Origin of the sequence: Vibrio ruber DSM 16370 (genome assembly GCF_900163965.1) — a bacterium.
GTDB lineage: Bacteria > Pseudomonadota > Gammaproteobacteria > Enterobacterales > Vibrionaceae > Vibrio > Vibrio ruber.
On record NZ_FULE01000049.1, the window covers coordinates 37,545 to 52,857 of the forward strand.

11 protein-coding genes are annotated in these 15,313 nt (G+C 46.9%); 8 read left to right on the forward strand and 3 right to left on the reverse strand.

The window, feature by feature from the left end; genetic code table 11:
* The first annotated feature begins 107 nt into the window (after positions 1-107).
* Complete coding sequence (locus VR7878_RS17245) at positions 108-755, forward strand: DNA-J related domain-containing protein (RefSeq protein WP_077337276.1); 648 nt, start codon at positions 108-110, stop codon at positions 753-755.
* An 87-nt stretch (positions 756-842) separates the two neighbouring features.
* Here the strand turns inward: VR7878_RS17245 and VR7878_RS17250 are convergent, their stop codons facing one another.
* The 3 genes from VR7878_RS17250 to tesA all read right to left on the reverse strand — a co-directional run bounded on the left by VR7878_RS17250 (position 843) and on the right by tesA (position 4,854).
* Positions 843-2,738 (reverse strand): sensor domain-containing phosphodiesterase, encoded by a 1,896-nt coding sequence (locus tag VR7878_RS17250; protein ID WP_077337277.1) that lies wholly within the window; start codon positions 2,736-2,738, stop codon positions 843-845.
* 123 nt (positions 2,739-2,861) lie between these two features.
* The gene (gene fabV / locus VR7878_RS17255; RefSeq protein ID WP_077337278.1) at positions 2,862-4,070 is read right to left on the reverse strand and encodes an enoyl-ACP reductase FabV; all 1,209 of its coding nucleotides are present in this window, start codon (positions 4,068-4,070) and stop codon (positions 2,862-2,864) included.
* A 139-nt stretch (positions 4,071-4,209) separates the two neighbouring features.
* Positions 4,210-4,854 carry a multifunctional acyl-CoA thioesterase I/protease I/lysophospholipase L1 gene (gene tesA / locus VR7878_RS17260; RefSeq protein ID WP_077337279.1) on the reverse strand — a complete coding sequence of 215 codons (645 nt, stop codon included), beginning with the start codon at positions 4,852-4,854 and terminating at the stop codon, positions 4,210-4,212.
* Here tesA and VR7878_RS17265 point away from each other — a divergent pair.
* From VR7878_RS17265 to VR7878_RS17305, 7 genes are all read left to right on the forward strand, one after another.
* A complete protein-coding gene (locus VR7878_RS17265; RefSeq protein WP_077337280.1) occupies positions 4,853-5,536 on the forward strand; it encodes an ABC transporter ATP-binding protein in 684 nt (227 codons plus the stop codon). The two genes, tesA and VR7878_RS17265, sit on opposite strands and share 2 nt — an antisense overlap.
* The gene (locus VR7878_RS17270; protein WP_077337281.1) at positions 5,533-7,986 is read left to right on the forward strand and encodes an ABC transporter permease; all 2,454 of its coding nucleotides are present in this window, start codon (positions 5,533-5,535) and stop codon (positions 7,984-7,986) included. The genes VR7878_RS17265 and VR7878_RS17270 overlap by 4 nt, the downstream gene beginning before the upstream one ends.
* A 1,489-nt stretch (positions 7,987-9,475) precedes the next feature.
* On the forward strand, positions 9,476-10,357 hold the full coding sequence (locus VR7878_RS17285) for a HEPN domain-containing protein (RefSeq protein ID WP_139344137.1): 882 nt from the start codon (positions 9,476-9,478) through the stop codon (positions 10,355-10,357).
* Between the two features lie 424 nt (positions 10,358-10,781).
* The gene (locus tag VR7878_RS17290) at positions 10,782-13,619 is read left to right on the forward strand and encodes a type VI secretion system Vgr family protein (RefSeq protein ID WP_077337285.1); all 2,838 of its coding nucleotides are present in this window, start codon (positions 10,782-10,784) and stop codon (positions 13,617-13,619) included.
* A complete protein-coding gene (locus VR7878_RS17295) occupies positions 13,616-14,059 on the forward strand; it encodes a DUF1240 domain-containing protein (protein ID WP_077337286.1) in 444 nt (147 codons plus the stop codon). The genes VR7878_RS17290 and VR7878_RS17295 overlap by 4 nt, the downstream gene beginning before the upstream one ends.
* Positions 14,060-14,413: 354 nt before the next feature.
* Positions 14,414-15,097 (forward strand): hypothetical protein, encoded by a 684-nt coding sequence (locus VR7878_RS17300; RefSeq protein WP_077337287.1) that lies wholly within the window; start codon positions 14,414-14,416, stop codon positions 15,095-15,097.
* Between the two features lie 53 nt (positions 15,098-15,150).
* A partial coding sequence (locus tag VR7878_RS17305; RefSeq protein ID WP_139344031.1) for a transposase occupies positions 15,151-15,313 on the forward strand: 163 nt, incomplete at its 3' end.

A 15,313-nucleotide genomic window follows, 5' to 3' on the forward strand; every position in this document is an offset into this window, starting at 1 on the left:
GACCGGATGCGATGCGGATATAGGAAAATAGGGAAGAACAGGATAATCTTGTTCGAATATCCTTCAACAGACAGACGGCAGTGAGAATGCTCTCAAGGAGTGCAGCAATGTCAGGAAATCAGAGCTTACAAACAGTGTTCCATACAGAGATGGAAAATCCACTGATTTGGCCTATTTTGGAAGTGCTGAAACGAGAATGCTCGGGCTGGAAAGTCCACACACTTTCAGCCCGGTTAAATGAGTTAGGTTATGTACCGGAATTAGATTCATCCCCGGGCAAGGATATTTTTAAACGTAACTTTTTGATTATGAATGCACTCTATCAACTGCAAGAGATGCTTTATCCCGAGCGCTGGCTACAGGTTGAGGCGATGGATATTGAGCTACGCTTGGTGAGCAGTCATGTGGCGTATTTCATTGATCAGGCTGATCCGCTCCGCATGTATTATACCGACTGGAGCAATTATGAAGCGAGTGAAGGTGAAGTCAAACGCCTGTTGAATGAATTCTGGACCCGTTACCGGCAATACATTGGTCAGGATGACAATGTGACCGATATGGATCGAGCCAGAGCGTTACGGTTATTTGAATTGCCAGTTGATGCCAGTGACACGGAAATTCGTAAGACATGGCGCAAGCTGGCGTTACGCTGGCATCCGGACCGCGATAATGGCGATACAGAAAGATTCCGAACTTTATGTGAAGCATGGCATATCTTACGTCAGACGGCTGCGGACAGAGTAATACATGGGTGACGCTGTCACCTTTGCAATTATTCTACATCTTTCTGGTGCGCTCCGTCTTTCATGAGTCTTAACTGTCTTTGATCAACATGAACAGCATTAATTGATCTGCCGTAATGGAGATTGGGATTGCTGTTCCAGATTATTTTCAAACACATCAGCAGGCACTGGCCGTCCGTATAAGAATCCTTGTCCGTAGTCACAACCTTCCGCGATGATAAATTGCTCTTGCGCTTCTGTCTCAACCCCTTCAATGATGATCTGCAATTTGAGTTTTTTAGCGACTTGGATGATAGAGCGTACAATTTCTTTGTCTTCTTCACTCTCTTCCAATGCGTGCACAAAGCTTTTATCAATTTTAATACAGTCGAAAGGAAATTTTTTCAGGTAACTGAATGACGCATAGCCGGTACCGAAGTCATCGAGTGATAGGGTGATACCGAGTTCATGAAGGATCTGAAGAATATCGCCGGCCACTTTCTCATCAGTGATCAAACCGCTTTCCGTAACTTCTATTTCCAGATGATGAGCTGGTAGTTGATAGGCTTGCAAAAACTGTTTGACCTGGTCGACAAAGCGAATGTCTCGTAATTGCTTCGCTGACACATTGACTGCGATTTTAAAATCGCTCAGGTAGCGCGTCCATTGACTGGCTTTTTCAATTGCTGTTTTCAGCACAAAGTTTCCGACCTCAAATATCAGACCATTTTTTTCTGCCAGATGAATCAGTGTTTCACTGGAGATTTCTCCCAATACGGGATGACGCCAGCGCAATAAAGCCTCTGCACCGCTCCAAAGCCGGGTGGTCGGGCAGACTTTCGGCTGAAAATAGAGCATCAGATCGCCATTTCTGACCGCATGAAGCAGATAGTTTTCTAACTGATGCAGGCGGAGTTGAGATTGAGCGAGTGCTTCTGAATGGTAGTAATACAAATGGCCGGAATCTTTGCACGAAATCATCGCTGCGGAAGCTTGCTCAAGCAGCTCGGTAACAGTAGTGTTTTCACCGGAAATAGCAATGCCAATATAAGCATGTAAGTGAATCGACTGATGATGAATATTAAAGACAGCTTTGCTCATCGACACCAATTTCTCACAAAGTATATCTACATCATGTTTGAGATGACTGGACTGAACAATCAGTACCAGATCGGTGGAATTGGGCCGGGCCGTTAACAGTTCAACATCTTCGAGTTCCTGTAAGTCGAGCTGTGCATGATAGTGTTTCAGTACGTTTTCCCATTCCTGATAACCAAAACGTGTTTGCAGATGGCGGGCATTGCTGAAGCCGACATGGATGACGGCAAATTTTTCCTCGCTTGCGGCATAGGTTACCAAACGAGTTTTCAGCTCGTCTTCAAGTGCGAAGCGGTTGAGAAACCCCGTGCTGGGATCGTGGCGTTTATTATATTGCAACTGGCGTTCGACGATTTTGCGGCGATCGATTTCCTGATGCAAGGTTTGAGTCAGACTGACGTAGTCTACCGTATCATGAGAGAGCGTATTTTCAATGTAGTGGTTGAGTCGATTGATCTCGGATTGTTGAGTCAGTATTTTCAAATGAGACTCGATCGCGGACTGAAAATTTTCCAGTAGCTGAAATTCAATCTCATGAAAATGGTGTATCTGGCTATCGACAATCACTAACATCCCAAAAGGTATTTGATTGGGGAAATGAAGTGGCAGACCCGCATAGGACATGACCGGATCCGGTAAATAAGTCGAAAGTGTCGGCTCTTCTTCAATATCGGAAACCCAAAGCGGCTGCCTTGAATCGAGAACAATCTGATGGAGTGGACAAGCACTGAGCTCATCAAGGTTGAGTGCGCCCGGAGAATGATGATTGTGACATATCCGCTCGTTCATACCTTCACGACAGCGTAACAGTATCACCGTCGGAGAAGAGAGAATCCCCGCAGCGAGATTCACAATATTTTGCCAGTTATCCAGAATATATTCCGGAATGATCAAATGGTTCGGGTGGTTATTTGGCATGTTGTGATATTCCTGAGCTCAGCTGTTCCATAAAAGTCAGCACTCTATTTATAATCTAGCAAAAAAAAGCTTCGAGCACATACCCGAAGCTATAAAAACATCAGAGTGAGCACGATATCATCGTTATTCTTTTGTTGCGACTTTGATAAAAGGGCGGAGATCGACCGGTGCATGCTCATCAATGGTCGGCCAGTGGAAACCGTTCAAGCGCATAAATGCTGTTTTGAAATTCTGATAAGCTTCAAGCTGAGAAAAATTATCGGCACTGATTTGTGTCACTAGCTGTTGTGTTTTGGTTTGAACTTGCGGAGAAAGTTCGCGTTCATCCAGACGAATCAATCGTTCGCCATCAACAGGCACTCTCTCTGAGCCATACAGTTTTTCGGTGAACAGGCGTTGCATTTGGGTGTTACAGTTTTCATTCATGCCTAAAGATTGCATGGCCTGATTCAAAGCAATCAAATAAGGACTCAGGCCGGGGATAAAGATACTGGCCCGGGTGATTAAAGCCTGACAAACCACCGCATAAGCGTTACCACCATAATTGGCGAGCTTTAAGTTGAGAGAGTGACTGGTTTGGTGTAAATCGACTTTGGCTCGTCCCAGTGTGCCGTCCAGATAGATGGGATGAGTTAATGCTGAGCCGATATAAGAAAACGCAACGGACTGACAACCATCAGCGATCGATTCTGCATTAATGAGTGCATCGATCCATGCTTCCCAGTCTTCACCGCCCATCACTTTGAGCGTCGAGTCGATCTCTTCTTCTAAAGCGGGTTCAAGGGTGACATTTTGCCATTGGTCTTGACCCAAATCGAGCAGGACACTCTGTATGGACTGACCAATCGGTTTGATGGCGGAGTACCAGAAGCTGTCACCATTTTCTGTTTTGCGACGTTTACCGGAGGCGACACTGTAAATGATGAGATCGACTTCGCCTTCAAAGTAAGTCTCAATCGCTTCGATCACGGCTTCTTTGGTTTGGCGGGAAAATACATCGCCCTGAATATTAACCGCAGTCCGACCTTCACGCTGCGCGTACTGTTTGAAATAGTAATTGTTGTAGAACCCGGCACTACCGGAGTGGTTCGTCTGTGGTGGTGTATCGAGAGAGACACCAATGGTATCAGCCTCTGCGCCGCCAAATGTGAGTGCGATACGGGCGGCAAGCCCCAGCCCGGAAGATGCACCTAAGATGAGCACTCGCTTGGGACCGTGTTGAATCGGCGTTGCGGTCTTCGCATACTGAATTTGTTGTATAATCGATTGCTCGCAACCATAAGGATGTGCGCTATGTGCAACAACGCCATTGATCTTCGGGGTTATGTGCATGTCGGTTACCCTGTGATGATGAAATCTCATGATGAACAGAAAACAATGTAAACGTGTCGAATTTTCAATTAACACATAAGCTACATTAACGCAAAATTGACTGATGTTTATTGAGCTAGGGCAGTAAAAACCGAACTAGTCATGATGATGACATACCTGAGTCAGTCGATGAGGCCATTAAAGGGCTCAACTGTTGTGCCATCCATTCGGCAATCCAGGGTTGGGCTTTTTCATTCGGGTGGAGTCCATCGGATTTCATCCACTCCGGGCGGATAATGACCTGTTCCAGAAAAAACGGCAGTAGCGGAACTTGTTTTTCCTGCGCCAGTTTCGGATATATAGCAGCGAAAGCGTTGCTATAGCGCTTGCCATAGTTCGGCGGGATGCGAATCTGCATCAGAATTGCCTGCGCACCGGATTGGGTGACGAGATCAATCATCCGGGCGAGGTTTTGTTGCGGAATTTGTGGTGAGAAACCGCGGAGCCCGTCGTTGGCTCCCAGTTCGAGCAGCACATAATCTGGTGTATGTTGCTGTAACAGCTGTGGTAAACGAGTCAAACTGTTACCAGTTGTATCACCAGAGATACTGGCGTTGACGACAGTGACCGAGCGGTTGTACTTTTGTAAGGCTTGAGCAAGTAAACTCGGCCATGCCTGATCGACGGACATTTGGTAACCGGCACTTAAACTATCACCGACAATCAGTAACCGGGCATTATGAGCCTGTAATGAATGAGCCTGTAACGAAAAAGTCAAAACCAGAAGAAAGGATAACCATCGCATGACCAACACACCTGTGATTTCTGCAAAATATCTGAGTAAAACAGTGTCTACGAATCAGCAGAATTTGACAATTGTTAAAGACGCTCATTTTGATATTTATCCAGCAGAAAGCGTTGCCATTGTCGGGACTTCCGGAGCCGGGAAATCGACCCTGATGGCACTGTTATCCGGACTGGATATTGCCTCCTCGGGTGATGTGGCGCTGTTTGGGCAGTCACTCAGTGCGCTCGACGATGAGCAGCGGGCTGCCATACGCAGCGAATCGGTTGGCTTTATTTTTCAGAATTTTTTACTGATTCCCAGTTTGTCAGCATTGGATAATGTGACATTGCCTTGTCTACTCCGGGGAGAGCCTGAAGACCGGACACGGGCGACGTCACTGCTAAACGCTGTCGGACTGGGCGAGCGGCTTCACCATACACCAGCGCAGCTCTCTGGGGGCGAGCAACAACGGGTCGCCATTGCGCGGGCGTTTATGATTCAGCCTAAAATTCTGTTTGCTGATGAACCGACGGGAAACCTCGATCAAAAGACGGCAGCGGTGGTGATTGAACTTCTGTTCCGGCTCAATGAAGAGTTCGGAACCACGCTGGTATTGGTCACTCATGACCCAGAGCTGGCACAACGCTGTCAGCGACGGTTGCATATGAGTGAAGGGCAGATCGAGGAGGTTGGATCATGAATGCATCAGCTTTGGTCAATCGCTCACTGGTACGCTGGTGCTGGCAGGAGCTTCGGCAGGGGCAGTTGTGGCTGGTGGTGATGGCGTTTGTGCTGATTATCGCCAGTGTCTTTGCGTTATCTGCGATTGCGCAACGCATGGATCAGGTGATTGTCAAGCAAGGGAAAGATGCCTTAATGGCCGATACCGTTTTTGTCAGTGCCAACCCGGTTCCCGAATCATTGATCAAAAAAGCACAGGCGCTGGGGGCGACTACCTCTCTGATGACACGGTTCTCAACGATGTTGTTCGGCGGAGAGGGAATGAAGCTGGTGTTTGTCAAAGCAGTGGACGATGCGTTTCCGCTACGTGGGACGCTGCAATTATCTGACGGTCATACGACTCGGCATCATGTTGCGCCAGACGAAGTTTGGCTGGATCCACAGTTATTGTCGGATCTCGGGATCAAGATTGGTGACCGGGTTAGTCTCGGTGATATGGAACATGTGGTTTCAGGCACGATTACCGAAGAGCCGGGCTTTAGTTTCAACCCTTTTCGTCAGATGTCGACCGTTTTTATTCATCAGTCTCAGGTGCCGGAAACCGGTGCACTGCAAGTCGGCAGCCGTGTTGAATACCAACTGTTTATCAATGCTCCGGATGACGTTCTTAAACAGTTAAAACAACAGGTTAAACTGACTCCCAGTGAGGAATGGCGTGATGTCGGGCAGCGTTCCAGAACGCAGGATATCTTTAATAAATCAGAGCAGTATCTCTCTCTGGTTGTCATTATTATCGTGTTGATGGCGACAATGACGTTGTTGCTGACATGCCAGCATTATGTGGCTTCCCGTCGCCAGACGGTAGCGATGTTGAAAAGTCTCGGTGCATCGAAACGGTGGGTTTGGCATTGGCTGATGGTTCAGGTGTCGATGCTCATAGGCATCGCCTTATTGCTGGGGTTACCCTTGGGTTACGGGTTGGAACGATTACTAAGGCTACCGTTAATTGGGCTGTTGCTAACCCCCTTACCTGAATTGGGGATGACCCCATTTGTGATGGCATTGCTCAGTTGTCTGCTGGTTGCGATACCGGGGCTCGGTATTCCGCTGTATCGGTTGATTGATATCGAGGCGGTTGCCAGCCTACAGAATCACACCCAGACGAAACACAAACATATTTATTTGTGGGGATTATGGCTGTTTCCCTGTGTCGGTACTGCATTGTACTGGGGCAATCAGTTTATGGTCTGGCTGGTTCTGGGAGGTATTGTCTTTTCGTCTGCACTGCTCGCCGGGATAGGGTTACTCCTGTTTCGCGGTGTACAAGCACTACCGTTAAATGCGGCATTCAAACTGGCACTGAAACGCGTCAACCGCACGCCATTGGCAACAGGTATTCAACTGGGGGCGTTGTCTTTGTCACTGATGCTGTTTGCTGCTTTATGGCTGGTCAGAACGGACTTACTGTCGGACTGGTCAAGTGTCTTTCCTGAAAATGCACCGGATGTCTTTGCGTTAAATATTGCAACGCATGAGAAAGACAATTATCTGCATCAGTTACAGCAGATGGATATTGCTCACTCACCGATTTTTCCGATTATTCGCGGTCGCCTGTCGCAGATTAATGGCTCTGATGCGATTGAGTACGCCGGTGGCCGGGAAGCCAGTAATGTGTTACGTCGGGAAGTTAACTTCACATGGGCCGAGCAGTTGCCAACCTATAATCAGGTCGTTGCGGGGCACTGGCAGCCAAGCAATGGGGTTTCGATAGAAGAAAGTGTCGCGCGTGAACTGGGGGTAAAAGTCGGTGATCAATTAACTTTCATGATCAACAGCCAATCGGTCACCGCTCAGGTGAACTCGATCCGGCAAGTCGAATGGCGTGAAATGAAGCCTAATTTTTATTTTATATTTACGCCGGATCGCCTGTCTCCGCTGTCTGCGACTTGGATGGTGAGTTTTCGCCTCGGAGCCGATGCATCGCATCAGTTATCACAATTGGCTCATGCGTACCCGACTGTGAGCTTGCTTGATTTACGAGAGATGACCCAAAAGATTCAGGGGTTGCTCTCCCAGATTATCAATGCCATTTCAATTCTGGCTGTGGTGGGGGTGATAGCCGGTTTGCTGCTGATTTATACCCTGCTGCGGTTGAGCCTGATGCAGCGACAGGAAGAAATGAAATTATACCGAACTTTAGGAATGAGCCGCCGGCGGTTGATGTGGACGGTGCTGGCTGAGTTTGGTCTGATTGCGGTTGTAGCAGGCAGCGTATCAGGCTTTGGCGCTGATGCGATGGTTGCCGCGATTATCCAATATGCTTTTGAACTGACACCGCGCGTTCATCTGCTGTTGTGGGTGATTCAGCCTGTATTTGCTGTGGTGATGGTGATGCTTGTAGTCGGGCGTTTAATTTATCAACTAACGCATTCGCGTCGGTCTTTGATTAGTGCGTTGAATGTTGAGTAATCGGGGGTGTTTTTTTGGTTTGCTATATTTTGGCACTGAGTTTTTGGCTCTGAATTATGACGCACAATTAGATTTCCGATTTCAGATGCATTGGTACTCAGTGCGCCAGTCACTCTTGCAGAGATGCAAGAGTGACCAGAAGATCTTTTTTGTTTGGCTGAATCGCACGTTGTCCAGAACCGGCTTTTACGGGCGTCCTGCCCGGAAAAGCCTAACCATTCATCCGTGAATGGTTTTCTTCGTTTGGTGGTTGATTTGAATGGCGTGAAACACCGAATCAATAAAGCTTAATTGATCGATGTTCTCAGGGTGAAAAATCAGGACGATTTTTCAGGATTGCCTGAGCAGGATGCGAATCAATCCGACCCTGATTCGGTGCTCTGAACTCAACCCCTAGGCCTTTTGGGGTACTTTTTCGGCCATGAAAAAGTACCTGGGGCGCAGTCGGAGATGTGATTGAAATCGGGGAACGTGATTGCGCACCAAACCAGCAGCCTATCATTTTTACCTTCCCAGCCTTTGGCACCGAAATTTGACGCACAATCCGCTTTTCCGATTTCAGAGACATCGGTACTCAGTGCGCCAGTTCATCTTTCAGAGATGAAAGACGAACCAGAAAATCTTTTTTTGTTTGACGGAGTCACACGCGTTCCAGAACCAGCTTTTACGGGCGTCCTGCCCGGAAAAGCCTAACCATTCATCCTTGAATGGTTTTCTTCGGTAGGTGGTTGATTTGAATAAAGTGAAACATTGAATCAACAAAGCTCAATTGATCGATGCTCTCAGGGTGAAAAATCATGGAGGATTTTTCAGGATTGCCTTAGCAGGATGCGAATCAATCCGACCCTGATTCGGTGCGCTGAACTCACCCCCGAGGCCTTTTGGGGTACTTTTTCGGCCTTGAAAAAGTACCTGGGGCGCTTCGGAGATGTGATTGAAATCGAGGAACTTGATTGCGTCCCAAACCAGCAGCCTATCATTTTTACCTTCCCAGCCTCCGGCACCTAAATTTGATGCCATCAGACCCTTTATTTTTTACTCTTAAAAAACACACTTAAAATCAATAAATTAGAAACAAGCATTTTTAACAAGGTAAAAAAGGGATTTTTCGACTAACCTTTTGCTGTGACAAGGTTTTTTGTGATAAGTTTATTGTTCACTGCCGCGTAGGCAGCTTAGAAATCAGCGTCACTACGGTGTGCGTAATACCCTACGTTCACTGCCGCGTAGGCAGCTTAGAAATATAAAACCGATCATCTCGGCTGAATCATCACGTTCACTGCCGCGTAGGCAGCTTAGAAAGTCCGGATAATAACGTCCGGTGCCAGCTCTCCGTTCACTGCTGTATACATGGGTAATCAGAACTATTGCTTTGAATTGAATCGCATTTTTCTCAGTAATGTGCGCAAAGTGAGGGTTGGTGGTGTTCTTTGTCAGCCCCTTCTTTTATGCTAACCTCATTATCCACAATCAGTCTCATGCCACGATTATGAAAACAACCCTCGACCATCTTCCCGAATATAAACAGCGTGAACTGGCGATAATCTCAATGGTTCTGCGTGACACGTTAGACGATTATCTGCAAGGCAAAGCGGGCAGTAAAAGTGAATTCCGTATTCTGAAAATCATCCTGTTTGGCAGTCATGCCAAGGGGAATTGGGTCAGTGATCCGGTCAATGGCTATATCAGTGATTATGATATTCTGGTGATCGTCAATAAAGCAGCGTTGGTTGAAGATTATGTGGTCTGGCAGCGTGCCGAAGAGCAGATTGATCGCAAAGTGAAATCGGCACCATTGGGTTTGATTGTGCATGATTTAAACGAAGTGAATAATCGACTACAACAGGGTCATTATTTCTTTAAAGATATTCGCGAAGAAGGGATTGAGCTATTTGCCGCGACGCCAAAGCCACTGGCGGAGCCGGGTGATCTGACTGAGGAAGAAAAACGGGAGATTGCCCGTAAGCATTATGAGCAGTGGATAAAAAGTGCTACAGAAAGCATTAGAATGTTTCACCATGCCTTTAATGACTTGATGCTTAATGAAGCAGCCTTCAACCTGCATCAGGCAACGGAGCGTCTTTTCGCCTGTACACTGCTGACTTGTACTAACTACTTACCGAAATCCCACAATATCGAGAAACTTGGTAATCTGTGCGTGCAGATTGATCCGGTCTTTGCTGAGATTTTCCCGATGGACAATAAATTTCACCGTCGTAGTTTCCGCCGTTTGCAACGGGCGTATATTGATGCGCGTTATTCAGCCCACTACGAAATCACCGAAGAAGAGTTGAATTATTTGGTGGCAGAGGTGCAGCGGTTACTGGGGGTGGTAGAGCAGGTTTGTCGGGAGAGAATAGAAGAGGTTTGAGTGCATTCTTAACTTTGATTAGCCCAGCCTCCGGCACCGAAATTTGACGCACAACTGGTTTCCCCGATTTCAGAAACATCGGTACTCAGTGCGCCAGTCACTCTTGCAGAGATGCAAGCGTAACCAGAAGATCTTTTTTATTTGGCTTGGGTGATCGCTTGCCAGAACCAGCTTTTACGGGCGTCCTGTCCGGAAAAGCCTAACCATTCATCCGTGAATGGTTTTCTTGGTTGAGTGAAACATTTTTAAAAACCGAGTCTTCATGTTACCCCCATTCCAAAAATCATCACTCACCGACAGAAACCCAAATTTGCGCATACTTTATGAGTTCTTTTGAGTATAATTGCCGACTCATTTGAAAATAATATTATCAATAAGTATGTATTGATAACCAAGAATCGGTAAACAACACATTCAGGCTTTTATGACTCGACTTAAATTGAAATTCACCATCAATGGTGTCAATGATGAGACATTGGTGGTTCGTGACTATCAGGGGATCGAGTCCATCTCAGATTCAGTCGATGATCAAGGCCAGCCGGTTTATGGCTATCGCTATACCATCGATATTGCCAGTCGCAACAGCGACCTGAGTTTCGAGCAGATGGTCGATAGCACCGCACTGCTTGAAGTGCTGCGCGATCATGAGGTCGTGCAAAAAGTTCACGGCATTATCCGCAATTTCAGCCGGGGCGATACCGGTCACCATCATACCTTTTATTCACTCACCTTGGTGCCGTCACTGGAAAGACTGTCGCTGCGCCATAACAGCCGGATCTTCCAGCAACTGGACGTGCCGGAAATTCTTTCGGTGCTGTTTCAGGAAATGAATATCAATGATTATGCATTTTCGGTGCGGCGTGAGTGCGCCAAACGGGAATATTGCGTTCAGTATCGTGAGACCGATTTAGAATTCTTCCACCGTCTGGCGGCTGAAGAAGGGCTGATGTACCGCTTTGAGCATCAGCAAGACAAGCATGTTTTAGTCATCACTGATAACCCCGAAGGGTTCGGCCGTCTTGCCATGCCGGTGCCGTATAACGCCTTGTCCGGTGGGGTGTTTGAGCAACCCTACGTCTCAACTTTGACCGAGCACAAACAGACACAAGTCAGTGATGTGCAGCTGAGTGATTACAGTTTTAAAAAGCCGTCTTACAATATCACGCACTCGGCCACCGCTTCGGATATGAGTTACCAGCGCGGTGACTATGAACATTTTGACCATCCGGGGCGGTTTAAAGATGACACCACGGGTCAGGCATTTACGCAGATCCGTCTTGAAGCGCTGCGCCGACAAGCGCATACCTTCAGCGGTAAAAGTAACGACGCACAGCTTCAGGCCGGTCAGCGGTTTGATTTGATGGCGCACTTCGACAGTGAGATGAATCGCAATTATCTGCTGATTCAGGTCGCCCATCAGGGCAGCCAGCCGCAGGCACTGGAAGAGTCCGGAGGCAGCGGTGCGACCACATATGCCAACCAGTTTGCTGCCATTCTCGGTGATCAGGTGTGGCAGATGACACCGCGCAGTAAACCGATCCTCAAGTTCCCGACGATGGGAACAGTGGTCGGCCCCGAAGGGGAAGAGATCTACTGTGATGAGCATGGCCGGGTGAAAGTGCAGTTCCCTTGGGATCGTTACGGCAGCTCAAATGAGCAAAGCTCTTGCTGGTTGCGTGTGACACAAGGTTGGGCCGGTGCGCAGTACGGCATGATGGCTATTCCGCGCGTCGGGCATGAAGTGGTGGTGCATTTTCTCAATGGTGACCCGGATCAACCGATTATCACCGGGCGAACATACAATGCCAATAATGTCACCCCGTATCCGCTGCCGGAGCACAAAACCAAGACGGTGATCCGCACCGAGACTCACCAAGGGAACGGTTACAACGAGCTGAGTTTTGAAGACCAGTCGGGCAGTGAGAAAATCTATCTGCACGCGCAAAAAGATACCGACACACTGGTTGAAAACGATGCAACCACGCATATCAAACATAACCAAAGTACCACCATCGATAATGACCGTTACAGCCATATCAAGGTCAATGACCATCACACGGTCAGCGGTGAAGCGCGCACCAAAATCGCCAAAAGCCAGACGCTGATGATTGAAGGCGAGTTGCATGTCAAAGCAGGCAAAGTGTGGGTCAATGAAGCGGGTACAGAAATCCACATTAAAGCCGGTGAGCAGGTCATCATCGAAGCCGGGAATGAAATCACCCTCAAAGCCGGTGGCAGCTTCGTTAAAGTTGACCCGTCAGGCGTCTCCCTCAGCGGTGCCGGGGTGAATCTGAACTCCGGCGGTAGTGCCGGGAGTGGTAGTGGATTTAGCAGCGAGAACGTAATTCTGCCGCACCTGTCAGCCAAGGCGGCTGCCGGTGATAAGGCTGCTTATTCTTCAAAACAAGCCACATTGACTACGGCTGATGCGGTGGTGAAAACTCAGATGCCGGATAGGGTGAAAGAAAACAGCGGCATGAATATCACCGGAGACAGCACTAATGTACCGGCGACTGCTTCAGCCGATTCGGGAAAACCCGTAAAGGTTGACCCGGAGAATATGTACTGGCCTAACTATGACTTTATTCACCATCGGGAAATTAAGGTGGAATATACCCAGAAGTCGGTAGACCTAGCGGTGCTGTCGCTCGAAGAGGCGGAAGAGTTTGCCAATAATTTGTGGCGGGAATACAACGGCAAAGATACGCTGGACAATGGCAAGAAAGTTTGGGATGGTGCTGCCAATGCCCATGATGCCTATCGACTGGCAAAAGGGTTGGGAGGCATGGGTGTGGTTGTGTACACAAAACCCTTCAACGGACGGGATTACGTGATTATCAAAGGGTACAAAAAGCATCTAAAAACCCTGATGAAAGGCAATCGCTGGCGCGCCAATAATCCGCAGGTGGTTCAACTCGGTCTGGGTACGAAGAATATGGCGAGAAACATGCTGCGGGTGGGGCTGGTCGTAGATATTATCTTCGCTGTTGCAATTAATGCCGTTGACTTTTTTGTTCATGATGAGAAAACCATGGAAGATTTAGTCGGCCGGTCCGGTGTGGATATTGCCAAAGGGATGATAGCGACGGGAGCCGGAACTGTCGCAGCTGTTATTGCGAGTGTTTATAGTGCTCCATTAATAGCTGTGGGATGTATTTTTGCTGGAGTCGGCTTTATTGTTAGTGTCGGGCTTGACTGGGCTGATAATGAGTGGGGCGTTTCCGATGTGATTGTAGAAAAATTAAAAGAGGTCAATGAATGATAGTGAGAATCGCTGGGCTTGTATTTTTTGTGCTGATTTTAGGCGGAGACCTTTTACTGGCACCAAATCTATTAATTCCATTTCAGCCTCTTGAAGCAAGGATCCGTCTTCTAGCATATACGAATTTTGTCGCTATCGCTGCTGTTATTCCATTAGTCGGTGGCGGTATATTAGTCGGTATTCACCAACTATTTCACCCAAGAAAAGATAAAGGGGAGTATGCGACTGCATATCGTGGTGCTTGGATGAAGATAATGTGGATTACGCTAGCCGCTGTCATCGTTGCTATTCCCTCTCGTTTCTACCTCGGCTACAAAGTCGATCAGGCCGGATATGTGAAGTGTGTGAATGAGTCCCGTACCTCTGCTAAAAGTAGCTGGCGGGTGTATGCCAAATCAGAAAGTTTATGTAAAGATTCTTCTGGGATTTATGGGGGATAAGGGCTCTGTTTGGAATTCAATTTCCCAGATGTTTGATTGGTTGGTATGAGTTTTCGGTTGATATTTAATAGGACTGTATAACTCTTTTTTGCCCCTTTATCGTTTAGCAAGTGATTCTTGACCATGTCCTTAAGTCAGTTCTTGACCTACCATTCTTAATGGCAGACCATGAGTCTAGTTGAGTAATAATGATTATACAGACATGTTCTGCAATTTATGAGCGGAAGGAATAAATACACCTATAGAACAATATGTTACTTCTATTGCGTCTGTATTTTATGAAAATTTTATAAAGACATTGTCTGCTGAAAAGACACTGTTAAATTTCTATGAAGTTCGGAGTATGGAGGTTGAATGGAAGAACTAAAAAAGGTTGAAGAATTGATCCTGTCATTCTTCTGTGAATCACATGATTTTAATGGAATTCCACTTAGGCAAATTTCACGGGACTTAGAATTGGAATATGAGCATTCTATTGATCTAGTCAAAGAATTGGTGAAGTCTGAAGTTGCTTCAATCCAATCTAGTTCCAATCCTCATATCATTGGTTTCTCTCATCATAATGCAAATTCCCAACTTCAAGTTCTTGAACATGCAAAGAGTGTTAAGGTTGAGTCTCAAGCATTTGGAATGCTTGAGGTGCAAATTGAGCAAACCGATTATCCTATCTGTGTTTATCCAACTAGAAGACTCGCGAAAGAAAGTCGAGATCTAACAGTATTTGGTAATGCCAAATATACTATTCAACTAGCATCAGCTGAACCCCAATTAGCTTTTAGGTTCTTTGAAACTGATGTGCTAGAGCGCTATTCAAATGACCCAAGATTTGATTTTGAATTTCGGGATTTCAGCGGCTCAATTTCATGTAAATATGATGAGGGTGGTAATCCTATTCTTAGAGATGAAGATCAGATCTTTGTGAAGTCATTCGGACTAGGCTTTGACTCAGAGTCAAGCCGAGTTGTGGCTGTTTTATTACGTGATCTAGGTAAGCTTTCATGGGAACATCAAGTATATTGGAGTGACCTGCTCCCCTAAATCTAGTCCAGTCTATACTTAGTGATGTTCATCCAACCAAGGAGATGATGAACATGAAGAAGCGATTCAACGAACAACAGATCATTACCATTCTTAAAGAAGCCGAAGCAGGTATTCCCGTCAGGGAGTTGTGCCGTAAACACGGGATCTCGGATGCGACTTTTTACACCTGGCGCAAAAAATATGCGGGAATGGATGTCTCCGAAGCCCGTCGGC

Excerpts from the sequence above, each read along its gene's own strand:
- VR7878_RS17290 (WP_077337285.1), top strand. The coding sequence starts at position 10,782 with ATGACTCGACTTAAATTGAAATTCACCATCAATGGTGTCAATGATGAG.
- VR7878_RS17250 (WP_077337277.1), bottom strand. The coding sequence starts at position 2,738 with ATGCCAAATAACCACCCGAACCATTTGATCATTCCGGAATATATTCTG.
- VR7878_RS17295 (WP_077337286.1), top strand. The coding sequence starts at position 13,616 with ATGATAGTGAGAATCGCTGGGCTTGTATTTTTTGTGCTGATTTTAGGC.
- fabV (WP_077337278.1), bottom strand. The coding sequence starts at position 4,070 with ATGCACATAACCCCGAAGATCAATGGCGTTGTTGCACATAGCGCACAT.
- VR7878_RS17300 (WP_077337287.1), top strand. The coding sequence starts at position 14,414 with ATGGAAGAACTAAAAAAGGTTGAAGAATTGATCCTGTCATTCTTCTGT.
- VR7878_RS17285 (WP_139344137.1), top strand. The coding sequence starts at position 9,476 with ATGAAAACAACCCTCGACCATCTTCCCGAATATAAACAGCGTGAACTG.
- VR7878_RS17265 (WP_077337280.1), top strand. The coding sequence starts at position 4,853 with ATGACCAACACACCTGTGATTTCTGCAAAATATCTGAGTAAAACAGTG.
- VR7878_RS17270 (WP_077337281.1), top strand. The coding sequence starts at position 5,533 with ATGAATGCATCAGCTTTGGTCAATCGCTCACTGGTACGCTGGTGCTGG.
- VR7878_RS17245 (WP_077337276.1), top strand. The coding sequence starts at position 108 with ATGTCAGGAAATCAGAGCTTACAAACAGTGTTCCATACAGAGATGGAA.
- tesA (WP_077337279.1), bottom strand. The coding sequence starts at position 4,854 with ATGCGATGGTTATCCTTTCTTCTGGTTTTGACTTTTTCGTTACAGGCT.